The 24,963-nt window shown below is 37.7% G+C and carries 16 protein-coding genes, 1 other RNA gene and 1 pseudogene; 6 read left to right on the top strand and 12 right to left on the bottom strand.

Annotated elements, in window-relative coordinates:
* Nucleotides 1-56: 56 nt before the first annotated feature.
* The 4 genes from AAHM81_RS03150 (at nt 57) to AAHM81_RS03135 (ending at nt 6,969) form a co-directional block, all read left to right on the top strand.
* Nucleotides 57-3,593: a sodium:solute symporter family transporter gene (locus AAHM81_RS03150; protein ID WP_342265060.1), complete on the top strand. Its 3,537-nt coding sequence runs from the start codon at nt 57-59 to the stop codon at nt 3,591-3,593.
* Between the two features lie 139 nt (nt 3,594-3,732).
* Nucleotides 3,733-4,035 carry an iron-sulfur cluster assembly protein gene (locus AAHM81_RS03145; protein WP_342265059.1) on the top strand — a complete coding sequence of 101 codons (303 nt, stop codon included), beginning with the start codon at nt 3,733-3,735 and terminating at the stop codon, nt 4,033-4,035.
* Between the two features lie 43 nt (nt 4,036-4,078).
* Nucleotides 4,079-6,496, top strand: coding sequence for an FtsK/SpoIIIE family DNA translocase (locus AAHM81_RS03140; protein ID WP_342265058.1), 2,418 nt, complete (start codon nt 4,079-4,081; stop codon nt 6,494-6,496).
* 329 nt (nt 6,497-6,825) lie between these two features.
* Complete coding sequence (locus tag AAHM81_RS03135) at nt 6,826-6,969, top strand: hypothetical protein (protein ID WP_342265057.1); 144 nt, start codon at nt 6,826-6,828, stop codon at nt 6,967-6,969.
* Nucleotides 6,970-7,142: 173 nt separating this feature from the next.
* Here the strand turns inward: AAHM81_RS03135 and AAHM81_RS03130 are convergent, their stop codons facing one another.
* Together AAHM81_RS03130 and AAHM81_RS03125 are read right to left on the bottom strand one after the other, a co-directional pair.
* Entirely contained in the window at nt 7,143-7,577 is a 435-nt protein-coding gene (locus tag AAHM81_RS03130) for an NUDIX hydrolase (protein ID WP_342265056.1), read from the bottom strand.
* A gap of 134 nt (nt 7,578-7,711) precedes the next feature.
* Nucleotides 7,712-8,410, bottom strand: coding sequence for an NUDIX hydrolase (locus AAHM81_RS03125; RefSeq protein WP_342265055.1), 699 nt, complete (start codon nt 8,408-8,410; stop codon nt 7,712-7,714).
* A gap of 177 nt (nt 8,411-8,587) precedes the next feature.
* Between AAHM81_RS03125 and AAHM81_RS03120 the strand changes: the two genes are divergently transcribed.
* A complete protein-coding gene (locus tag AAHM81_RS03120; protein WP_342265054.1) occupies nt 8,588-12,055 on the top strand; it encodes a sodium:solute symporter family transporter in 3,468 nt (1,155 codons plus the stop codon).
* Nucleotides 12,056-12,310: 255 nt separating this feature from the next.
* A pseudogene (locus AAHM81_RS03115) lies at nt 12,311-13,578 on the top strand (IS5 family transposase); the annotation flags it as partial.
* A gap of 191 nt (nt 13,579-13,769) precedes the next feature.
* Here AAHM81_RS03115 and AAHM81_RS03110 read toward each other — a convergent pair.
* From AAHM81_RS03110 to lepB, 10 genes are all read right to left on the bottom strand, one after another.
* Nucleotides 13,770-15,533 (bottom strand): AAA family ATPase, encoded by a 1,764-nt coding sequence (locus tag AAHM81_RS03110; protein ID WP_342265053.1) that lies wholly within the window; start codon nt 15,531-15,533, stop codon nt 13,770-13,772.
* 210 nt (nt 15,534-15,743) lie between these two features.
* The gene (locus AAHM81_RS03105; protein ID WP_342265052.1) at nt 15,744-16,190 is read right to left on the bottom strand and encodes a hypothetical protein; all 447 of its coding nucleotides are present in this window, start codon (nt 16,188-16,190) and stop codon (nt 15,744-15,746) included.
* A gap of 46 nt (nt 16,191-16,236) precedes the next feature.
* Nucleotides 16,237-17,325 carry an IS481 family transposase gene (locus AAHM81_RS03100; RefSeq protein WP_342265051.1) on the bottom strand — a complete coding sequence of 363 codons (1,089 nt, stop codon included), beginning with the start codon at nt 17,323-17,325 and terminating at the stop codon, nt 16,237-16,239.
* A gap of 59 nt (nt 17,326-17,384) precedes the next feature.
* Nucleotides 17,385-17,687 carry a hypothetical protein gene (locus tag AAHM81_RS03095; protein ID WP_342265050.1) on the bottom strand — a complete coding sequence of 101 codons (303 nt, stop codon included), beginning with the start codon at nt 17,685-17,687 and terminating at the stop codon, nt 17,385-17,387.
* Nucleotides 17,681-18,757 (bottom strand): hypothetical protein, encoded by a 1,077-nt coding sequence (locus AAHM81_RS03090; RefSeq protein WP_342265049.1) that lies wholly within the window; start codon nt 18,755-18,757, stop codon nt 17,681-17,683. Before AAHM81_RS03090 ends, AAHM81_RS03095 begins: the two co-directional genes overlap by 7 nt.
* Nucleotides 18,758-19,353: 596 nt before the next feature.
* The gene (gene tsaD, locus AAHM81_RS03085) at nt 19,354-20,358 is read right to left on the bottom strand and encodes a tRNA (adenosine(37)-N6)-threonylcarbamoyltransferase complex transferase subunit TsaD (RefSeq protein ID WP_342265048.1); all 1,005 of its coding nucleotides are present in this window, start codon (nt 20,356-20,358) and stop codon (nt 19,354-19,356) included.
* Nucleotides 20,359-20,391: 33 nt separating this feature from the next.
* Nucleotides 20,392-21,774 (bottom strand): ABC transporter permease, encoded by a 1,383-nt coding sequence (locus AAHM81_RS03080; RefSeq protein ID WP_342265047.1) that lies wholly within the window; start codon nt 21,772-21,774, stop codon nt 20,392-20,394.
* Between the two features lie 9 nt (nt 21,775-21,783).
* Nucleotides 21,784-23,256, bottom strand: a complete 1,473-nt coding sequence (gene proS / locus AAHM81_RS03075) for a proline--tRNA ligase (RefSeq protein ID WP_342265046.1) — start codon at nt 23,254-23,256, stop codon at nt 21,784-21,786.
* 27 nt (nt 23,257-23,283) lie between these two features.
* An RNA gene (gene rnpB, locus AAHM81_RS03070) (RNase P RNA component class A) lies at nt 23,284-23,725 on the bottom strand.
* Nucleotides 23,726-23,733: 8 nt separating this feature from the next.
* Nucleotides 23,734-24,840, bottom strand: coding sequence for a signal peptidase I (lepB, locus tag AAHM81_RS03065; protein WP_342265045.1), 1,107 nt, complete (start codon nt 24,838-24,840; stop codon nt 23,734-23,736).
* Nucleotides 24,841-24,963 lie beyond the last annotated feature (123 nt).

Genomic DNA, 24,963 nt, shown 5'->3' with positions numbered 1-24,963 from the left:
GGCTGACAACTATTTTTAATCTTTTTAAGAACGCATCCTTTATGATCTACTTCAGTATGGCCTTATTTATAGTAGCCGCTTTTTTATCCTTAACGCTGGTGGTAGGTATTTACTTTAGTAGAAAAAAAACCACCTTTCGGGAATATGCAGTGGGGAATAAACAATTTGCTACCGCCACCCTAGTTGCTACAGTATTGGCTACTGATTATGGTGGAGGAGGCTTAATACGTAATGTAGAGTGTATTTATGAACTTGGCTTATTTTGGATCATTGTTATACTTTTAAATTGTTTTGGTAATTGGTTCATTGGTAGATTAGCATTGCGTATGGGGCCATTTATGCAACACCTCTCTATAGCTGAAACAATAGGTAGTGTGTATGGTATCTATCCACGGATTCTTACTGCTTTGGTTAGTATATGTAGTTGTATCGTTATCATTACTAGCCAAATGATTGTAATGAGCAAGGCCATTGAAATTTGTCTGGTATTGACTAATCCCTATGTAATCACTGCCCTTGCAAGCTTACTCCTGATCTTCTATTCCACTTTTGGAGGTATTCGTGCCGTTACCTTTACAGATGTATTGCAGTTTCTAACCTTTTCCATTATTATTCCCCTTTTAGCTTGGTGTATGTTTGCAAAAGCAGACAAGCCAGCTGCAACCATTATTCCTATGCTACAAGGCCATACTAAATTTCAATTTAGTAGTCTACTCCATGGCTATACCATACTCATAGCGCTATTGTTGCGTGTGTTAAGTGCTTTAACATCTCGAGTAAGTCCACACACTATGCAACGGGTGTATATGGCTTCTGGCCCTATTCAGGCTCAGAAAGTTTTTTCATATGCTACTCTTTTTAGCCTTGTTATAACTTCTTTTATCACTTTAATAAGTCTATTTGTTTTTGTAAAAGCACCAGATTTACCGAAGGAAGCAATTTTGGAATATATAATGAACCACATCCCTCCTTTTTTTAAAGGATTTGTGACCATTAGTTTGCTGGCTATGGCAATGTCCACAGCTGATTCTTGCTTAAATGCTTGCTCTGTTATGGTTGGCCATGATATCGTGAAAAGTCTACAAAAAGGAAAAGAAATTACAGATGGCTATCAACTTAAAATAGCTAGACGGGCTACATTAGTGGTGGGTCTATTGGCTATGCTGTTAGCTTTTAAAAATCAAGACCTGTTAAAATTACTGTATTGGTCCCTTAACTGCTCTATACCTATCGTAACAGCTCCTTTTATCTTAGCTGCTTTTGGTTTTCGAGGGACTACTCGTACTGCTTTAGTCGGTATGGCAACAGGTGGACTGGCTATTGTAGCTTGGAACAAATGGGTTAAACCTTCAACAGGTATGGATGGCTCTTTCCCTGCTATGGTAGCAAATGGCCTAGCTATGATGGCAGCCCACCATTTATTTAAACAACCTAAAGACACGGGGTGGATGGATCCGGATTACCAGTTTAAACAACTCCAACAAGCTCATAGACGCAAACGTGTGGAACGAAAAGAAGCTATTAAAAATGGCTGGACCAATAAAAAAGCTATTTTACTCAAACTGATGCCCAGTGATCGTACCATACGCTTAATAGGTCTATATATGGTCGCTACTGCTATTCTAGATTATTGGTTTATTAGGCCCGATCACATCTATTGGGCGATTTGTCAAGTCCTTGTGGGGGCGCTTTTTACCTCTTCTAAAACCTTTTTTAGCAAAACCATTCCAGCTTGGTGCATGGGTGTGTGTTGGCTAATAGGACTAGCGGTTTACCTCCCTGTAAATCTACTTGAGCACTGGTGGAACCTGGTAGACCCGGTCTTTACCACATCCTTGTCGTTGGCCCATTGTGCGGTAATCTTATCGCTCTTTCCCCTCTATCTGGGTATAGGGGTTGTAACTGGTACATTACTACTGGCGCTTTATCCTATTTCCGTGGGATTTACGCTGCCCATGTTGTGTACCTTGTTGCCACTATTTGTGGTGAGCCTATTAATCGTTGCGATTATTATTTGGTTTAAAGTCAACCAAAATATTTACATAAATAAAATTCTTTACCTTGAAAATCATGAAAAAATAAGAAAATCCCAGCAACTCAAAGCCTCTCTTTATGATGCAGCTGCAGGGCCTACGGTTGGTAAGGCCAAAGGGTATGGTGCCATTCTAACGGAGGTAATAGGTAAGATTGAGGAATCTATTTCTTTTTTAGATAGCAATATTCCGCTTTATAAACAGGACTTTCAAAGTATTATCAATAAGCTCTACGATTGGGCGGCCTACTTCAATAGAAGGGCTAAAGCTAAAAAGCATGCACTGTTGCAACCTACGCAGATCACATTAGATAAGTTAATACGTAAGGTAGAGTTGGCCTTGTCGCAAGAGGTGACTGATCCACCTAGACTACTGGTAGAAACCATAACTAGTGCCAATGGGGGGGCATCCCCTTATATGGTATGTGATATCCATCAAGTAGTCTACTTATTGGTTAAGGCTGTTTTACGTGTCGGTAAGCTACAGGAGGCGGTTAGACCCGTTGTGCGGATACAACTCCATTCGACTGCTTTGCAGTTTAAGCTAGCCGATCCTGTTGATGGCAGCCAACCTGTATGCATTCTTTTTCAAGCTACGGCTTTGGTAATCAGCCAGGCTACTGCTGCTCCTGAAACACTACCTAAAGTGAAGCAGACCTATGGCGATGCCATAGATGCGATCGACCCTCAAGGTAAACCAGAAACACCACCCTCTATAGACTTGCAACAGGAAACCTTATCCAGTATTGTTGGTGCCCATTATGGCTATTGGGAAACGTTGGGTGGAAAAAAGCACCCCTCGATGCTGTTGGTATTGCCTAATGATGTCACAGATATCCTAGGTAGGATGACTACTACACTCCCTCTAGATGCCTTAACCTTAGAAGCACCCGCCACCCCTAAGGAGCAAGCCGATTCGATGATGGTACTCATGAAGTTCCATGACTATGTTTGCAAGTTCTCTTATCAGATGGATCCTGTGGATGTGGGCACTATTTCTGGATTGCTTTTATTGCTGAGGCAACATTTTGGTTTTAAACGACATGCTTCTGGTCAATTGTTTTATGTGCGGGCGGTAGGGATTGCTGAATTGGTAGTAGAGTGGGCTTTTCACTCTCCTAAAGTAATCTATGCTGCTTTGTTGTATGAACTGGTGCGTCGTACCTGTTTACCGCTTTCTTATGTCAAGGAACATTATAACTTAGGCGTCTATGCTTTTGTCTTGAATGTGGTAGGGATCGATAAACGGCAATCGCTAGACCATCCTTCTTTGCTATATGTGCAGAATCGACTGAAAGAAGCGATCAAGGAAGAACATATACAGCTTTCTGTTCTATTTATTAAACTGGCAGAACGGCTCTATGACCTACGCCATGCAGCAGGTTATATCCATCCAACAGAGGTGCAACATATGGCACAAGAAACATTGGCTATAGATGTGAAACTGGCCAATACGTACTTAGGCCCAGAGATAGCCACAGTATTAGAAGTAGCAGCTAAAAAGGCTCTGAAGGTAGGAAACAGTATCGAAAAAAATAACAAAAGGGATACAAGCAGTTAGTTACTATGTAAACAGATGGTAGCCTTTTTAGAGATGATTGGTTATATTGCAGCGCATTCACTCTTGGACCTCTTTTAAAGCCTACTTCTAATGGTAATTTTGGTTTCGCAAGGGTGGGGTATTCAAATCTATCATCATTATGATTCAAAAAGAACAAATTATAGCAGCTATTAAACAAGTGTATGATCCAGAGATACCAGTAGATGTTTATGAACTAGGACTTATCTATGACATTACCATCTTGCCGCTCAATAACATTGAGGTCTTAATGACACTTACTTCTCCCAATTGTCCAGCAGCAGATATCATACCTAGCCAAGTAGAAGAAAAGATTAAAGCGATAGAAGGAGTGCATGAAGTAAAGGTAGATATTACCTTTGAGCCTCCTTATACAATAGATCGAATGTCTCAAGCAGCTAAGTTAGAATTGGGATTTGCTTAATTTTGCCTTACTGGAGGTATCCTATTTTTCTTTTGTTTATTCAATGGCCCCAAATAATTATAAAGTTCAGCCAGCTACGCCTAAAAAAAGTGCTCCATCCAAGCCATTTATATTAGACCAACGTACTAAAATAACCATTGGATTTTTTCTACAGGGGATTAGTATTTTTTTAGCATTTTCCTTCCTGTCGCATCTTATTCATGGCGCTAAAGATCAGCATCTTATTGAATCTTTTCGGTCTTTAGGTTTCAAGGCATCTAGTCTGGCTATTTCCAACTGGCTGGGTTTTACGGGTGCTTTTATAAGTTATTATTGTATCCATATCTGGTGGGGCATCACCGCTTTTATCTTTTTGCCTTTTCCATTTTTAACAGGCATAAAAATGGTCACACAAAAAATTTGTCCTCACCTTTCCTTATTAAAAGTGATGATGGCTTCTATTTTTCTTGTATTATGGTTCAATATTTTACTAGGCTACCTATACACACTCTACCCAACTGCCACCTTACTGGCTAACCATCTAGGAGGAGTGGGCTATACGCTTGGCACGTTATTTAAAGGACTATTAGGCTATGGCACTTTTATCTTGCTTTTTATTGCCTTGCTCATCTTCATGGTGATATTTTTCAATGTAACTTCTTTTCCGTCACCTCGTTTATTTGCACGGAAACATACACAAAAAGAGCATAGATATTCACCCAAAGAGGAAAATAACAGAGAAAGTGATCCATTTGAATCAGAAAGTGAGCCGCCATCTAGTAAAAAAAAAATCAATGACAGCGAACCTACCCCTACAGATGCAGCAGATACAAATCTGAAAATCAGTATAGAAACGCCTGACAAAAGCAATATAGACTTTGAAGTAGTCGCCCCTCAACCATCCTCTAAAAAACTGCCTCAAGCCTCCTCCTCTCCTACACCTTCGACAATGCCCCATATTCGAAGCGAAAACTACGATCCAACCTTAGACCTATCGCACTACAAATATCCTTCTTTAGATCTATTGGAACGATATGAACAAGAACAGCTATCTGTTACACAGGAAGAGTTGGCTATCAATAAAAACAATATTGTACAAACCCTACAAAACTTTAAGATTAATATTGCCAAAATTAAAGCTACTATTGGCCCTACCGTTACCCTTTATGAAATTGTACCTGAAGCAGGGGTAAAAATTTCCAAGATAAAAAACCTGGAGGACGACATTGCCCTCAACCTAGCTGCGTTAGGGATTCGTATCATTGCGCCCATACCAGGGAAAGGCACCATTGGCATTGAAGTACCCAATAAAAATAGAGAAGTCGTACCGCTTCAGGAGATGCTTGCCTCTGAAAAGTTTTTAAAAGGGAAGATGGATTTACCTATTGTATTGGGTAAAAGTATCTCTAATGAGCTGTTTATTGCAGATTTAGGCCGCATGCCTCATCTACTTATTGCAGGTGCTACTGGGCAAGGCAAATCTGTCGGGCTCAATGTGCTATTGACCTCTTTGATTTATAAAAAGCATCCCTCCCAATTAAAACTGGTATTGGTAGACCCTAAAAAGGTAGAACTTTCGCTCTATAACAAATTAGAACGTCATTTTTTAGCCAAATTACCGATCAGTGAAGAACCGATTATTACAGAAACCAAAAAGGTAATTCATACCTTGAATTCTTTATGCATTGAAATGGACCACCGCTATGAACTACTAAAGGAAGCGGGCACACGTAATATTAAAGAATACAATGAAAAGTTTATAAAAAGGATACTAAACCCTCAAGAAGGCCACCGTTTTTTACCCTATATTGTATTGGTGATAGATGAGTTTGCCGATATGATGATGACAGCAGGTAAGGAAATAGAGGTACCCATTGCACGACTGGCCCAATTGGCACGTGCCATTGGCATCCATCTTGTTTTGGCTACACAAAGGCCTTCTGTGAATGTGATTACAGGTATTATCAAAGCGAATTTTCCTGTTAGGATTTCCTATAAAGTAAGCTCACGGATTGACTCTAGAACGATTTTAGATGCGAGTGGTGCGGAGCAATTGGTAGGCAATGGAGACATGTTGCTTTCCATGAATTCTGATATCATTCGTTTGCAAACGCCCTTTTTAGATACAGAAGAGGTAGAACGTGTTTGCAGCTATATTGGTGCACAGCAAGGCTATGCATCTGCCTATATGTTACCTACTTACGATGAAGAGGATAAAGAGGATATGGTATCTGTAGATTTGCAGGCAACGGATCCCTTATTTGAAGAAGCGGCCAGGTTGATTGTATTGCACCAACAGGGCAGTACTTCTTTGATCCAACGCAAGCTGAAGTTGGGCTATAACCGCTCTGGAAGACTTATAGACCAATTGGAAGCGGCAGGTATTGTAGGCCCCTTTGAGGGCAGCAAAGCTAGAGAAGTGTTGGTGCCAGATGAGGCAAGCTTAAATGAAATCTTAGGACGGTTGCCGCACAAAGAGTAAATCCCCAAATCGTCCTTTGTAGAAATTGATATTTAATCTGACAATCAGTAAAAATTAGGTATCTGCTTTTTCTAGTTAAGCAGGTAACTATTTTTTGTTATTTACATATTTCTCAACTATCGTTCACTCAATGCTGTTAACCTAAAAATTATACAATTGGTTTTCAGTTGTATAAATAATATTAGCCAGTTTAAAACTAAAACATACGGAAAATAAGTATCTATTCACGTCACTGGTTAATAATGAATTGTATTCCACTTTTTTCTTGATAAAAAAGTGGACAAAAAATCAAGCCCTCGGCAAAAAGTTCCGGAACCCACCCCTTACAGATGGAAAAACAGAAGTCGCCCGCTACGCGGGCTTCAAAGGAATCTGTTTTTCCCAATCATCTGCAAGGGGTGGCTTCTATTTCGAAACTTTTTACAGGGGCATTTTATCACTATGGCCATAGTGTTGAACAGATACGAAAATAAAGTGAAAAATTTTTGTCCGAATTATTCAGTCCATTATACTACTCAACGTTTATACAAATCATAGACTTAACTTGACGCCTATGGTCCAACTAAGTGTGTGATTCGTATAGGTTGTTACCCTCCACGTGGCAGATTAAATATCAACTACTACAATTTTTATATCTGATATAACTTTATCTCTTTTCTGATCCTTGATAAACATCAAGATCAAAATTTGACCATTTACCTGTTTTTAAAAAGGCTGGTACAACATGGATATCTTTTAAGGCTTCAACATCAAAAAATTGAGAGGTTGTAACTGGACCATCTTTATCTGACCAATTTTTAGGCAGCTCATTTACATCTATTTCTGCGGAAAAATAGACCTCTATCTTATGTGCATTATACTTTTTATCAAAAAATTCTGCAACATGGACAATTTGGTTTGGTTTAACATCAAGTCCAGTTTCTTCTTTTACTTCTCTTACCATGCACGCTGGAAGCGTTTCACTTGGTTCTAAATGCCCGCCAGGTGTATACCAAAGCTTATAATCATTACTAACAAGTAGTAATTGCCTATTTTTTACTATTAGCGCTCTAGCTGTTACTTGTAAAGTATAGTCTTTCATTTTGTAATGTTTATTTGTATAACTTCAATATTAGGTACCTATTAAATCCATTATGTGATAAATTATATTTGGAAATCCTTTCTATATATTTATTGAAACAAATTATGCGTTATGTTTATGTACCTCCTTTATAACTACATTACATATAATAATTTCATTCGAAATGAATCTCTTTTCAATGCTTCATAGAAAAACTTTCTTAGCGTAAACGTATGCTCATTACCATCTATATCTGTTAATATACAAGGATTGTGATCGATTGTGCATAAACTAGTGCATGAAACCCATTTGAAGTCATCTTTCTCCCTATAAGTATCCTTATTTTGCCGATTGACTGCTTTACATAATACATCAGAAGGATAATAATTATTTATATTCAGTAAAATATATACTTCTTCTCTAATACGCCCATCCTTTTGTTTATATTTATTATAACAAACCACTCCATTATTCAATAAATCATTTGGATCCAATTGATATACGCCTCCACTTTCCTCTTTTGATTCGCGAATAGCAGCTTCTAAAAAACTTTCACCTGTTTCTACACTTCCACCTAATTCACACCATGTTGCCCCATCACGTTTACCTACTCGTTCTCTACCTAATAAGACAAAACTTTCTTGTTTGTCATTAGTATAACAAAGCAAAACACCAACACTGGCCTTTAGATTATTTTTTAATCTTCTTGCAAGTATAGTGCTACTGTCGTAACTACACACTGTTGAATCATATTCTAACTGTGCTTGGCTAGGAATTGATTTTCTATTAGGTTTATTCGTTATACAGCTGCAAGAAACAAGACATAGATAAAAAAGTATAAATAAACGAAACATAGCAAATAGGATTTTTTTAATCTGACTATTATCCACTATATAGTATATGTATATACATATATCATAACATTTAATACAAAAATTAAATGAATATTATCTGCCATTACCATGAAGGATGGAAGTATTCAATAAATTTTATTATAGTGTTGCACTAAAAACAATAAATACAGATAATCCATGGATATCGACCTATTGATCATAATAATATTCTTAGTCACTACACTGGCAATAGGATTATACTGTAGTAAGTCAGTTACTACATTTAAAGACTATGCAGTTGGCAGTAGAAATATGTCCACTTGGGTAGTTACTATCTCTTTAATAGCTACCATATATGGAGGGAATTTTTTACATACTCAACTAACTGGTTATTACTATCAAGGATTATATATGTTAATACTAAGTCTAGGTAGTCCACTTAGATTTTATTTAGCCTCTCGGTTCATTATTGTTAGAATGAAAGAGTGGCTAGGAGATTATTCCATTGCTGAATCTATGGGTAGGCTATGTGGGAGATCAGTGCGAATTCTTACAGCTATATTTGGTATTGTAGTAACGATAGCTAAAGTTTCTGCTCAGTTTAAGATTAGTTTAATTATTATTGAATCTATTACTTCTTGTAATGCACCAGCATATTCTAATTACTATACAGTTATTTTGGGCCTACTAGTTACGGCTTACACTATTTTAGGTGGGGCCAGGTCTGTAGCGCTAACAGATGTTTATCAATTTTGTTTTTTCAGTGTTTGTTTGCCTATTCTAACTTTTACTTTGTTATATAATTCTAAAAACCAATGGATTAACTGGCAAAAATTTGTCAATATGTCACAGTTTAATTTATCCCAAGTAGCTACTTGGGATATCTCTCCTACATGGGATAACTCCTTAGTTCATCTGTTTACTTATTTCATTTGGCATTCCATATTTACTTTTGATCCAGCGCAAATTCAGCGTTTTTATATGTCTTCTTCTATTCAACAAGCAACCAAAGTATTTTTCAAGAGTGGTACAATTCGGATCGTTTTTTCACTTCTATTTTTAGTTGTTATTGCTGCTTTATACACGAGTGGCAATAGTATTCCACCTAAACAAAAAATACTAGACTATATTATGCAGCTTAATCATTTTCCTGGAATCAAAGGGTTGCTTATAACATCTATTATTGCTTTATGTATTTCTACAGTTGATTCTTATTTACATACAGGTTCTGTGTTATTTGCTAATGATATATGGCCTTTCATAACCGGTTCTAGAGAACGAACTGATAAATATTCTCTAAGAGTTGTACGAATATCCTCTGGTTTAATAGGTATAGCTACCATTCTGATCACATTACACATGAGTAATATTAGACAATTTTTAAATAAAGTATTTTATTTCTATACGCCTTCGGTTACAGTTCCAATGATTATGGCTTGCTTTGGATTTAGACCTCGTTCAGCTGCTGTCTTATGGTCGATGGGAATTAACACGGCTATGACAGTTTACCATATCTTTATAAAAGGACAACCTATAAGAGAACGAGATGTATTTCTATCCCTTATATATGGTGCGTCCATTTTATTGATCCTTCATTACCTGCTACCTAAAAAGCCAAATACGGGTTGGGTGGGGATTCCAGATGATAGTCCAGTAAAACTACAAAACCAAGAAACCAAACGTTGGTGGTTAAGAAAATTATACTATTTTCAATCAATTTTTACTATTTCTTACTGGAAAGATATATTTCCTAAAAGCGCTACTACTTTCATAGCGTCAGGTATTTATTTTATTGTTTACAACGCCATACTACTTTTCTATGTGAAGCAAGTATATCTATTTCCTTACATATACTGGTATATATCTGTCATGGCTATAGGAACAGTAATAACCATCTATCCTACACTTCATGCTTATAAACAGGAAGGTAATAGTCTGTTGCATGGATTGTGGCCTATAGTTTTATATGGAGTCCTTTTTATTTCTGGCATCACCTATATGAAACTAAGCCATTTTGAACCTATGGCTTGCGCAATGTTTATAATCAACATAGGTATAAGTAGTCTATTATTGCCATATACCATAACAATAATAATGCTATCTGTCGTATTATTGATATATAAATGGATACCGCCTCATTTAGACCTTGTAAGTTGTAAAGAATGGATAACTACAGAAACAATGATAGGGTTAACCATTCTACTTAGTTGCCTAGTCTATCGATATTTAAGAAATAAAGTTAACAGACAATTACAAACTATAGCGTTAACTAGAATCTGCGATCAACAGTATACGCTAGCTTCTCTACATAATCAAGAAAACTGGAACAGATTAGATCCTACCTATAGCGGAAAAGTGTTGCAAGATATAGCTGATGAACTGGGCATACATGCAAAAAACCTACCTATAGAGAAACACCAGAAACAGTTATATGTATTTAGACAATCGTTACTAAAAAGAGCTAAGGAAGAACATACGTACACGTTAGATTCCAAATCTATCCATAAAGTTGACATAGAGAAACTGATCCTAAAATCTTATGAAACCGTTAGGAAACTAGATATACCTATACAGCTGCTTTTAACGAAAAAAACAAAAGAAAAATATTTATTAACCGACCCAACTATCTTTGAAAGATTATTGACTATAAATTTTTTAAACCTATGCCAGAGTAAATATACCATAGATCATACCGTTTATTTAACTATTTCAGACACATTGTTATCTTACCCTTTTCCTGAGCCTAACCAGGTATCCATATATAGTACCTCTGAGAAGCAATTAAGCGCTCCTATATTACCTGCACTCGCTTTTTCTATATCCACAGATACAGATAATCCCAATATAGCACCTACTTATGTAATTACAGATAAGATTAATTCATACTTCGTACCTAAGACCATCAATAATCTATATCAAGAAGAAAGTAGAAAAATTGTACAAGCTCATGGAGGATATATAGAAACCATAGAAACAGAAAGTGGTTTAGCCTGTTTCTATATATTACCTATTGATGGCAAAAAAGTTATGCAGTTTAAACGATATCATACCGATGACTTATCTAATAAGTTAGCAGAAACTGATGCAAGTTTAACCCAAGAAAAAGAGCTTATTAGCCTGCTTGTAAGCAACACAACGTTAACTGAACAAAAGGTAAAAGCAACCATTCACTTTATTAAGCAAGCACATGGCAATGTTATACGTAAGTCAGGTGATCCTTATTATACCCACCCCATGGGGGTAGCTAAGATTGTATTAGAAGCTACAAAGAATGCTGAAACCATTTTAGCGGCTCTATTACATGATGTAGTAGAGGATACAATCGTTACATTAGAGCAAATAGAACTACTATATGGAATGGAAGTTGCTTATATAGTAGACATGGTTACGCATTATAATACTTATGGTTTGCGATGGAAACTAGATAAGTCTGATAATCAAAATATATTAAATAAGTGTAAGGATATTCGTGTCGTTCAGATTAAGCTAGCTGATAGACTTCACAATCTAAGAACTATAGCTGCACGAAAACTAGAAGACCAAAAAAGAATAGCCAAAGATACTATGGACTTTTATATTCCATGGTCCCAAAAAAATAATATTTTAACTTGGTTATCAGAAATGGAAAATATATGTAATCAGATTTTAAATGGAAGTGTTCACTAAACCATATGCGTCAAGTTAAGGATTAAGTGATATTTCTTGTAGTCTATTTAGGCTAGAGATTCGGGTCTTTCTATACTTCTTTCAGGCAAAATCTTGACCAGTCCAATACTAACTTTTTAAAGAACATTAGTAAACTATTTAGTCGGCCCTGAAATATTATATATTTATTTGTTTATGAATATAAAAAACCGTATATTATAGTATATATAATAACCATTTTTAGAGTTTTTTTGTATAAAACCTTGCAAAATAGGGATGAAATCTAAGAGGATAAATCATTCTTGTGGTAGGCTTTTTGAGCAACGCTTATCTGGGATTCTTAATCCCCAACACGCCTTATTTCAGTTAGCTGATTCCATTCCTTGGCAATCCTTAGAATCAGATTTAGACCGCAGCTTTAGCTATGGACCCGGTCAACCTCCTTTACCTATTCGTTTGATTGTAGGCCTACTCATTATCAGTCATATGTACCAAGTTTCTGATGAGCAAGTAGTTGCTAGATGGGTAGAAAATCCTTATTGGCAATACCTTTGTGGCTATGATTATTTTCAGATTAAGGCAGCTTGTCACCCTAGTTCATTAACTCGTTGGCGTCAAAGATTGGGAGCAGAAGGTCTTAATAAGATCTTATCGATGACTATACAATTAGCCATTAAAAAAAAGTAGTCTGCCCAAAAGAACTTGAAAAAGTGATATCCGACACTACTGTAATGGAGAAAAATATTCGCTATCCAACTGATTCTTCGTTGCTTAATAAGGCTAGACAAAAACTAGTGGCTATAGCTAAGAAAACAGGCGTTAAACTCCGTCAAACCTACCAACGTCTAGGGCCAGCTATCAAACGTAAAGTAGATGGCTATGCACATGCTAAACAGTTTAAACGTTTAGCCAAAGGCGTTAAAACATTAAAAAACTATCTTGGTCGGGTGGTAAGAGATGTAGAACGCTCTATACAATCGTGTGATGAAGCAATACGCACCCAGTTTAGACATCTGCTTTCTATAAGTAAAAGGATTATTAACCAATCAAAAAAAAGTAAAAATAAAGTCTATAGTATCCATGAACCTGCTGTTTACTGCGTAAGTAAAGGTAAGGCTTTAAATCCCTATGAGTATGGTTGTAAGGTGCAATTTACGCTCACCCATAAACAAGGCTTGATTGTATCAACGGAAGCTTTACATCCTAATGAATATGATGGACATACCTTGCATAGAAGTTTATTACAAGCAGAAAAACTATCTGGTACTCAGGTAAAACACGTCTTCGTAGACAGGGGTTACAGAGGTCATAATATACCTAATAGTCAATGTAATATATTTATAAGCGGCTCTAAAAGAGGTATAACGCCTAGTCTCAAAAAAGCACTAAAAAGAAGATCTGCTATTGAACCACATATTGGTCATATGAAATCTGATGGTAAATTAGCGGTTAACTACTTGAAAGGAATATTGGGAGACAAACTCAATGCTATTCTATGTGCTATTAGCCATAATCTACGCCTTATTACAAGAAAAACATTCCTAATACCCACCTAATCAGGTAAAATAAAACCTATAGCACTAAGATGCTTTATCCTGAACTAACGTATACAGATACCAGGATTAGAATAGATACAGAACATGAAAAAATTGAAATGGGGCAGGTGATTATTTTTTTAATAAATAACTTGAAGTATGAATACTTCAGGGTCGACTATTTAAGGTAGAGACTATTCTTACGCTTCTTCCTGCTGATAGCTACTTGCAAAAATAATATCACCAGTTTTTTTACTAATCAAATCATAAGTGGAATAAGCCGATACAACTGACTTGCCTGAAAAAGCAATGCCCACTTCTACTACTTCATTTACATGAGGATGGTGTAATAATTCAGTATGGTAAGATTGATCTTGGATTTGTTTTAGCGCAACTTTTGCTACATTTTCCAGCTCTTCTTCCTTACGTAGATGTTTAAATTCCAATAGAATGGCTTTAGATGATTTTTGGGGAATCAATAGCACATCATAACGGCCAAAGCCACTTTCCCTATTAGAGCGTATATAGTATCTGTCACTAATGCTAGCCAGCATAGCTAGTACAAAGCCATGGTAAAAGCTTTCGCCTTGTTTAGCAGCATGCACATCAAAAAAGCTAGCACTTTGTAAGAGATAGGCGTTTAAATCTCGTGTAAATTCATTTATTTTACCAGAAAGTAAATGATTCAAAAAAGTATCATACCTATGCTGACTAGGAAATTTACTAAGCAACCATTCTTCAAAAAATCTATTATAGAGCCTGCGTACTTCATTATTAGGAATCTTAACTGAGCAATCATATAAATCACTATGCTTACTTAAAATACTTTTTTCAAAAGTTAAATAGCCAGCAAATAAAAGCAAACTCCATAAAGCATTTTCGCTGGTACCTAACAAATCAAAGGCAAGATGTTTATCAACAGCAACCTTTAAAGTTTCCTCTTGCATCAATGTTTCAAATTGCTCTTTAATGCTATTATTAGAGCTAAGAATCAGATGCTTGATTAGATCATTATTACCCGTATTGACCCAATAGAGATCAAAAAGGCCTTTCTCGCTTAAACAATAAATAATAGACCAAGGATTATACATAACCAAGCTGCCTACCCTATAGCCATTATACCAATTTTTTACTTGATCCATACAAATAGAAAGATCTTGTTTGGTAAATAAATCTTGAACTTCCATTTCGCTTAAACCAAAGTGGCTGCTATAGCCTTGATCTAAAATTGTATAAGTTTTCAGGTTATTCAATCCAGATAGCATACTATCCTTTGAAACACGCAATATTCCCGTTAAAACACCTCTTCCTAAATAATCATTATCTTTTAAGGCAGCACTAAATAGATTACGCATAAATGCGACCATCGCATCCAAGTGTTCTTTATTGCCATAAGCTTTGTTGAGTGGGGTGTCGTATTCATCTATGAGGATATAAACTTTTTGACCATGGTGTTGGTAAAGGCATTGACTAAGGAGTTTTATCGAATCCTCTAAAGCTTGTTGGTCAGCAGATTGATTAATAATATCTTTAAAAGTTTTTAACTGTGCCGTATTGAGCTTTGAACCCTTTAATAAATACTCAAATGAGCTAAACAGGAAAGATATTTGTTTGCTTATTTTGTTGTAAGCGCCTGCAAAGTTATCTGCATTAACATCCTTAAAACTTAGCATAATAACCGGGTACTTACCTTGATGTTGATCAATGTGGTTACCACCTTCTAACTTGCTAATCGCTAAATTATCAAATAGACCTTTTGTACTTACGCCACTAACCTCTGATGCAAAGAAATGCTGCAACATAGACATATTGAGTGTCTTGCCCCAACGGCGAGGACGAGCGATTAACGTAGCCTTCTCTCCTTTGTTTAAAAATTCAGAAATCATAGCTGTTTTATCACAAAAAAGGTAATTCCCTTTTACTAACTCCTGAAAGTTACTAACCCCAATCGGTAACTTGTTCATATTACTGTAGACCTGTTTAAAATAGTTAGGTTGTTATACATGAGTTCAATACAAATCAAAACTATAAAGCTGCTTGTTGCAAAACAACTTTATCAGAAGCATTTCTTTTATATGCTTCCATCCAAACCGGCAAAGAAGCTGCCCCTGTAGTAGCTAGATTAAGCACCATTTGTTTTAAATCTGGCCTAACATCCTTACTGGCCGGAGCCACTATCGCCTTGAACAGATAGGCTGAATGATTTTAAACCAAAGCCAATGCAATAATTTGAACGAGTACGCTTCATTAGCCTTATTAAGCTGACGCTGAAGCTTAGAAAGTTCAAGCTGAAGCCCACCAAGCTCACGCTTAAGCTTATCAAGGTCAAACTGAAGCTCACCAAGGTGAGGCTGAAGCGTATCAAGCGCAAGCTGAAGCTCACCAAACTGAAGCCCACTAAGTTCAAGCTGAAGGTTAACAAACGGAGCGTGAAGATCCTCAAGCTTCTCATGAACCTTTTTAATGTGCATGTCAAGATAAGCTGCATGAGGAAGCTTTAGCTGTGTCTGGCTCTCATTTTGCTGATCTAAAGTCTGATGCTCAAAAACCTTATTCTTACGTTTTTCTAGGTCTAGAAGTATATATATATACTTAAGGATAGTCGGATACAGTTCAGACATAGCCTCATATGTAGTAGTTGATATTTAATCTGACAGGCAGTAAAAATTAGACTGTATAGATGTCAGTTAAGTTTAGTTTGTCAGGTATGCTCTTAAGATACGCGATTTGATTATTTTTTTCAAAGGCTAGTTTTTTACTATCTTCCCAAGTTTGTATAGGCGTTTTACCGTAACAGTACTTTCCAGAATGTGGTCGCTCATGATTATAATAATGTAACCAGCTATCTAAATCTTGTTTCAAGACATCCAGGTCTGTATAGATCTTCTTACGCATAGCTGTATCAAAGAATTCCTGTTTCATCGTTTTATTAAACCGCTCACAGAACCCGTTGGTTTGCGGTGAATAGGCTTTAGTAACAGTATGTTCTATGCCTTCTATGCTTAAAAACAACTCAAAGGCATGATGCTCTATTTTACCTTTATACTCAGTACCACGATCTGTTAGAATGCGCAAGAGGGGTATGCTTTGTTCTTGATACCAAGGCAATACTCTATCATTTAACATATCAGCAGCTGTCAAGGCTGTCTTATCAGTATAGAGTTTTGCATGAGCTACCCGAGAATAACTATCTATAAATACTTGCGTATAAACCTTACCTATCCCTTTAAAGTTACCAACGTAATAAGTATCTTGACAGCCTAAATAACCAGGGTGTTCTGTATCTATTTCTCCACATGCTTCTTGTTCATGCTTACGTTTTTCTAATGCGGATAGCTGAGATTCCGTTAAAACAAGGCCATCTTGAGCCATTTTAGCTTCTAAGGCTTTAAGACGTTTTTTTATATTATTTAAGTCATTACGTAACCAGATAGACCTGACACCGCCAGGAGAGACCAGGATACCTTGTTGCTTTAGTTCATTAGATACTCTAAGCTGGCCATAGGCTGGATAATCTATCGCCATATCTACTACTGCTTTTTCTATACTAGGATCTACTCTATTAGCCATAATCGGCTTCCTACGGCTTATCTCTTGTAAAGCCTCTTGACCGCCTGTTTCATACAAGGCTTTGAAGCGATAATAGCTATCTCTACTATAACCCATAGTTTTACACGCCGATGAAATGTTCCCCAACGTTTTTGCTAGCTCCAATAAGCCTACTTTCGGCTTGATGATTTTTTGATGTAAATTCATAATAGTAGTCGGTATTTATATCAACACAAATTAATAAATGTCAGATTAAATATCAACTACTACACCTCATATATCTTTTTTTGACTGCTAAGACTTCTAACTACCTTGGCTTTAGCACCTATATGCTCGCTAGTCCCATTGTGTGTAATACAGTCAGCATGACCTATGCTAGTTTCAACATCTTTAATCTTTTTATCATAAACCTCCTTATAAACCGTTTTGAGCTTTTTCGTAAGACGAATAGAAAGAGATATACCCATATCCATCCCACCAGACATTAGATTCCTCTGAGCTATATTACACCCAACTGATAGAGCTAATGCCAGCAGATAACATACAAAAAACTTCTTATTTTCTACCATGACATACGAAATTTACTAGATGCTAAGAATTTTCCTAAAATATTAGCCACACGTTCATATTTTTTATATTCACAAGAAAAAGCAAGTGCCCATTCATAAGCAATCGCTACTGATTGAATAGGTAAATCTTTCGTATGAAAACTCAAGAACCATTTGAGAATATTGTCTCGAGACTCTATGACTGCAAGCTCAAATGGAGCATATGCTTGACCATGCTTTCTAACATAGACTTGATTTATATATTCTTGTGCATCAAGATTATTTAAGCATCCTTTAATAGTATCTAGATCATTATTGCTGATTGCAGTAGCAAGTGTAGCATATCTAGTTTGATCCACTAATGTGCTATTATGTGTTGAGTGATTCATATGGCTATCTATGGAGTGAGGCGTAGCTAATGTAGCGCACACAACGTAGCATAATTTGATAGCCTTCTCTTGAGCCATTTTATATTGATCACATTGCTCTTTATCAGATATATCCTCTAAATCTTCAACTACATCTGGATGCGCGACAACAGTTTGCCAAGCAATACGTATAATATCTGGTGATACACCATATTTCTTGCACACTTCAAGAATAACTATAGCACCATTTTGTTTTGCAACATCAGCCACAGTAAGACCATCATTATTTTTTATACTTAAAACGTTATATATCACTTCATTTGAGTGAACACCTGCCGAAAGCGCTAAACCCTCTAATTTCTTTAGAAGCTCTTCAAAAATCTCTTTATTGCAAACTCTGGCTGCAATATGGAATGGGGTATCTCCAGATACGCTATGCAATGAGCTATCTGCAGACAAATCGTGTATTTGTATAATTGAAAGTGTATCCACAAAACGACCTATTGTAATTACTAGCTTGTTATGCCTGCATTTATATACATTCTGCAAAAATGCTACAAGATTTACAGCCTCCCCCCCAGCGCTAACATGAGGTGAAGTACCCCTTTTGTTATCTGACCTATTGTTTGTAGAGTGGTTAGTAGAAGCAAGTGATTCATAATAGGAATCAGAAAATGAGGCTTCTCCACTTATAGAATCAGAATCATAGCATATTACATGCACCGCCATGCCCTGGTTATGATTAAATCTGACTATGTGACTACAGCCGTATATAAAGCATGACAAAAATAAATAGCAAAAAAAGAACATAAGAGCTTATAATAAAGATCTATTTGTTACTGATTGCACATAAGCATTAAAATCAAAGATAGATCTCAAACCAATAGATGCACTTGGTGAGATCGGTCATAATAAGCCCCTAAGCCACGGCATCCACTTATATGAATCAACCCTTGAAAAGAATGGAAGTAAATAGCTCGCCAAAATAGAGCAACACTAAAGCCAAAAAATAATGGATCATCCTATCTTTCAAACTATGCTTAACTTTCAAAAAACAACGGAATTTTTTTACGAAAAAAATTTTACCTTAAACCATTTGCATCTGTTAAAATCATATAATATGTATGAATAGAGTACAAAATTTTTTTCATTAAAACAACTGATTGGTTAAAGCAGCTAAAGTATATGCGCAGGGAGCATGCCCTGATAAAAAATAATTTATCGAAGGGGACGCTCGGCTAGCAACTGGTTAGCCATTTGCTTTTTTAGAAAAACCTAGCCATAGTGATGAATGGATACAAAAATAGCCTAAAAATGGCTTATCTAAGCGGATACCTGGGGAAAGATTTGGTAGTGAAATCAGCAAATGCGTTTAGCTGATATTTATAATAAGCTGTAATGGCTACCATAGCGGCATTATCTGTACAATAGGCCATAGCTGGTATAAAAATAGTCCAACGATGCTGCTGAGCCAATTGATTAAAGCGCTGCTGTAAATGGCTATTAGCCGCTACACCTCCTGCCAATGCAATGGTAGTAATACCGGTCTTTTGAGCCACCTTGACCAACTTATCCAATAACATGCCCACCAGAACGGATTGAATACTGGCACAAATATCAGCCCGATGGGTTTGCATATATTCAGGGGTCTTACTGCGGATAAAAAGAGAAAAAGCGGTTTTAATGCCACTAAATGAAAAATCAAAAGCGGGCATATGGGTAGTTGGAAAAGCAAAAGCTCCAGGATTACCCCCTTGAGCATAGCGATCTATTAACGCACCGCCTGGATAGCCAAAACCCATTAAATGAGCGATTTTATCAAAGGCCTCTCCTACAGCATCATCTTGGGTTTCTCCTAAAACCTCCATAGAGAAATAATCCTGCACTAGGATAATTTGGGTATGCCCTCCACTAACGGTCAAGCAGAGAAAAGGGAAATTTGGCTTTGGATCATCGATAAAATTGGCCAATACATGTGCTTGAATATGGTGAACACCTATAAGCGGTATGCCCAATGCAAAGGCCAACGATTTGGCAAAGCAACTGCCCACTAAAAGTGGACCCAATAATCCTGGACCTTGTGTAAATCCAATGCCATCTAATGCATCCTTTTGGATGGCTGCTTCTTCTAGCGCAGCGGTTACAACAGGAATAATATTGGTTTCATGGGCTCTTGAGGCAAGCTCTGGGACAACGCCACCATATTTTTGATGGATCAATTGGCTCATGACTACATTGCTAATGATCTTGCCATCATGGATTACAGCAGCAGCTGTCTCGTCACAAGAGGATTCAATACCCAAAATGGTTAATGGATGATGCATAATGTTTTATCAAGAAAAAAATAGTATAAGCCCTTACCCCTCATGCAATGCAGCGACAAGTTTTTTTTGCTTTAACACTTTAAGTGCAAAGTATAACCCAATAGAAAGGCTGCCAAATATCAATAGATTGGGAAATAAAATGACTTGCCAATGGCTATAAATGGGCACGTAACGCATGTAGTAAAGGGCTGGTTCAAGTGTAACACACCGATAGTGATCTTGTAAATGACACAACCCGATCCCAACTATATTGCCATATAGCATTCCCAAAGATAAAGTACGTAGGCTATTATAGAGCAAGATGGCATTCACTTGTCCATTATGGGCACCCAAAACCTTTAAGACACCCACCATATAACTACGCTCCATCAGTTGAATCATAACGGTAGCCACCATTGTGCACCCTGCCACCAATAGTATAAAAACAATAAAAATCGTTGTATTTTTCTCAATAATCGCCAACCAATCATAAAAACGAGCATACTGACGCGAGGTGCTCATCAGGCGTAAATCATGGTCTATAAGACGCAAAATAGTGTCGCGTAATGGTTTGGTTGGCCTCATACCATCTTTCAAAAAAATGGTATATCCATTTACGGTTTCTACAGACCAATTATTCAACCGTTGTAGCAGGCGCATATCACAAAAAGCCAAATGTTCATCTATATCGCTTAAATAGGTGCAGTAGATGCCTACAACTTTTAACTTGCGGTAGCGTGCAGTAGGATGGACCGTATGGACCACAACTGTATCGCTCAACTGAATGGAACATTTTTGGGCCAGGTGATGGCTAATACATAGCTCATTTTGAGCGGTCTCCTTGGTTAGATCAGGCAGCCTACCTGCTATCAGATAATCTTCTAGTGTTATATGGGCTGCCCTAGGGTCGATCCCCTTGCATAATATGCCCTCTACCGCTACACTTGTATGCGTAGACCTCTTTCGAAACTTGGCTGCTAATGGCAATTTGGGGACTGCTCTATGCTCCTCAAATATACCTGAGTATGCTGCGATGCTCGACTGCGCTTCTCCTAAAAATTGCTGATCATAAATAGCTCTTGAAAGCGGTCTAATGAGCATAAGCTTTTGCGTAAATGCAGCTACTTTTTCAATGGCATTAGGTAATTCAGCAATCAGACAACCTACTTGGGAAGCTTGTAGAGGTGGGGGCTCATACGCATGCTGGATACCGCTATATTTGGTAATTTCAAAGTCTCCAGCAAAAGCGGTTATTTTTTTTGTAATTTCTTTCTGAAATCCAAACATTACCATTAATGCGATTAATATAGTCGCGGTACCTATGGCAATGCTTAAAGTAACTATTTTATCTATCGAAGCAGTAAAAGTACCACGACTACGTTTCCTAACCCGACTTGCAACAAATCCAATCCAGCAAATGGTCTGAAACGATAACATAGAGGGAACTTAATAAGCCTGTGCAAAAACCACTCGCCCTTTGGAGGGTTTCCCTGAATAGATACAATAGCCTGGCTCCTGGTTTCCATCTAATGGTATGCAACGAATGGTGGCTTTTGTTTCCGCTTTAATTTTTTCTTCTGTTTCGGTAGTACCATCCCAATGGGCCATTAAAAAGCCCCCTGTACTAGCAATAAGCTTTTTAAAGGTAGCATAATCATCCACTAATAAGGTGCGCTGTTGGTGTGCGGTAAGGGCCCGCTGATAGATTTGGTTCTGAATGGTTTCTAACCAATCTATCACTTGTTGGACCAAATGATCCATAGGAATGGTTATTTTCTCCTTTGTATCCCTACGAGCCAATTCAACCGTTTTGTTTTTCAAATCATTAGGCCCCAACGCTATGCGAATGGGAACGCCCTTTTGTTCATATGCTGCAAATTTATAACCTGGCTTACGGGTATCACTATCATCTAACTTTACACGAACCTCTTGAGTAATCAATAATTTTTGCAAATCAACCAATTGAGCCACTACTGCGGCACGCTCTGTCTCTGTTTTATAAATCGGAACCATCACTACCTGTATAGGAGCAATTTTAGGAGGCAGTACCAACCCGTCATCATCGGAATGGATCATAATCAATGCACCCATGAGTCGTGTCGTAATGCCCCAAGAAGTACCCCATACATAATCACGCATACCGGCTTGATTGGTAAAGGTGACATCAAAGGCTTTGGCAAACCGCTGACCTAGGTAATGGGAAGTGCCGGCCTGAAGGGCTTTGCCATCCTGCATAAGGGCCTCAATGGTATAGGTTGTCTCCGCACCAGCAAAACGCTCATTTAGGGTTTTAGTACCTTTTATTAAAGGTATAGCCATATAATCTCTAATGATGCGCTCATACAAATGTAACATTTGTAAAGCTTCTGTTTCGGCTTCTGCCTGCGTAGCATGAGCGGTATGGCCCTCTTGCCATAAAAACTCTGTGGTGCGTAAAAAGAGCCTCGTACGCATTTCCCAACGGACTACGTTGCACCACTGGTTTAGTAAGATAGGAAGGTCTCTGTAAGATTGAATCCAATGCTTATAGGTACTCCATATAATCGCTTCTGAGGTGGGACGCACAATAAGTTCTTCCTCTAGCTTGGCAGCAGGATCGACTACCACACCACGGCCATCTTCGGCTGTTTTTAAGCGGTAATGGGTCACCACGGCACATTCTTTGGCAAAACCTTCTACATGGTCCGCTTCCTTACTGAAGTAAGACTTTGGAATCAATAAAGGGAAGTAGCCATTTACATGGCCTGTTTCTTTAAAAGCAGTATCAAAAATAGTTTGTAGCTTTTCCCAGATGGCATAACCATAAGGTTTGATAATCATACAGCCTCGTACAGAAGCATGCTCTGCCAAACCTGCACGTACTACTAATTCATTATACCAAGCAGAAAAATCAGATGCTCTTGTAGGTAAAGGGGTCATATTTCAATATAATGGATCAAAAAAAGGAAGAAAACCAAACCTATAAGCCGGGTTCTGTAGTGCGCCATAGCACACTGCTTGTCATTTATCTGGGATCATAATCGCTTATGACCTCTAGCGGCCCACCCACATACCTTTAGACCTCTTTCGAAACTCGATTATAATCGCTTGTCAAAGAGGCCTATGACGAACGAGCAGCCCGTCACGCTATAACGTAGGCATGCCTATTTGGCCTTTCAATCCCTAAGGTTTACCCTGCCTCAATGGTCGCCCATAGAGCGGTGAGCCCTTACCTCACCTTTTCACCCTTACCCTCCTTATTACAGAGAGCGGTTTATTTTCTGTGGCACTTTCTGTCATATAGATGGACCTCTATATGCCTTCCCGTTAGGAAGTAGGGTGCTCTGCATTGCCCGGACTTTCCTCTTTGACCTTTTATGGGAACCAAAGCGACAAGCCAGCTTGGCTTTCTCGTGGCTAATTTACAATATGGAACAACCTATTCCAACGAATACCCCTAAAAAAGGAGTTGCTTTTATCTGAAGACAACAAGACCATAACTGCTTTGCCCACAATATGGTCTTCTGGAATAAACCCAACGAATCTAGAATCACCAGACTGGTCTCGGTTGTCTCCCATTGCAAAATAATAATTCTTAGCAAACGTATAGTGGGTTACTTCCTTGCCATCTATCCAGCATGCGGTTTTAGTGAACCGAACAGCTTTTTTTCCCTCGAATCTTTGTATGATCGGGCCATATAATAGAATATTTTGTGCATCCATTGGAATAACCATCCCTTTGCTAGGCACCTTCACTGGGCCAAAATTATCTTTGGTCCAGTGAAAGGTAGGATGAAAAGGATAAATACTCGACTGAAAAACCCCTGCTTGATCTTCTACTGGATCTACCGATTGTATGCAAGTAGGCAGAATGGTAGTAAGTTGCTTAACTTTTTCTGGTGTAGTATAAATCGTATAGCCTTCACGACCAGGAACAGTAGATCGTATAGGATTTTTAATGTCATTTTTTTCAAAAAAAGCAGCTGTCAAGATGCGCTTGGTCTTCATAAAGTAACAATACTGCACGCTAACTGTTGTATCAGCTAGCGTGTTATTAACATAGAGTTGCTTATGGGCTATATGGACCAGATCACCAGGTAGTGCGATGCAACGCTTTATCCAATATTCACGTAAATCAGGAGGTTCCTGACCTACTGGCGTATTAAAAACAATAATATCATTGCGTTGGACTTTGCTGAATCCAGGCAAACGATATTGAGGCAATTCAATCCAGTTAATATAAGAGGGAATCTTTGTACCTGGAATGGTTTGATGGGTAATGGGGATTTGTAATGGAGTGGCTGGCGTACGGGCACCATAGTGTAGTTTACTCACCAACACAAAATCTCCCGGTAATAGGGTTGGCTCCATAGAGCCAGAAGGTATCACATATAGCCCAACCACCATCCAACGAATTAAGGCAGCTACCATAGCGGCAAAAAACACAGAGCTTAGCCACTCCCGAATGGCAGTTAGCGTTGAGCCACCGCTTCCCTGTTTTTTAGCTGAAAAAGAAGTCTTCATTCGTACGCTTCGTTATAAAATATCTTACCATAGTGGAGTGGATTGCAATATAACACACTCTTACCAATTTTGCCAAAAAAAGCAGACAGCTGTATAAACAACTAAATTTTTAATTTAAAAATA

Origin of the sequence: Cardinium endosymbiont of Philonthus spinipes, assembly GCF_964030745.1 — a bacterium.
In the GTDB taxonomy this organism is placed as follows: Bacteria; Bacteroidota; Bacteroidia; order Cytophagales; family Amoebophilaceae; genus Cardinium.
Note: the sequence above shows the minus strand (reverse complement) of the source record. Positions and strands in the feature narration are given on the sequence as shown.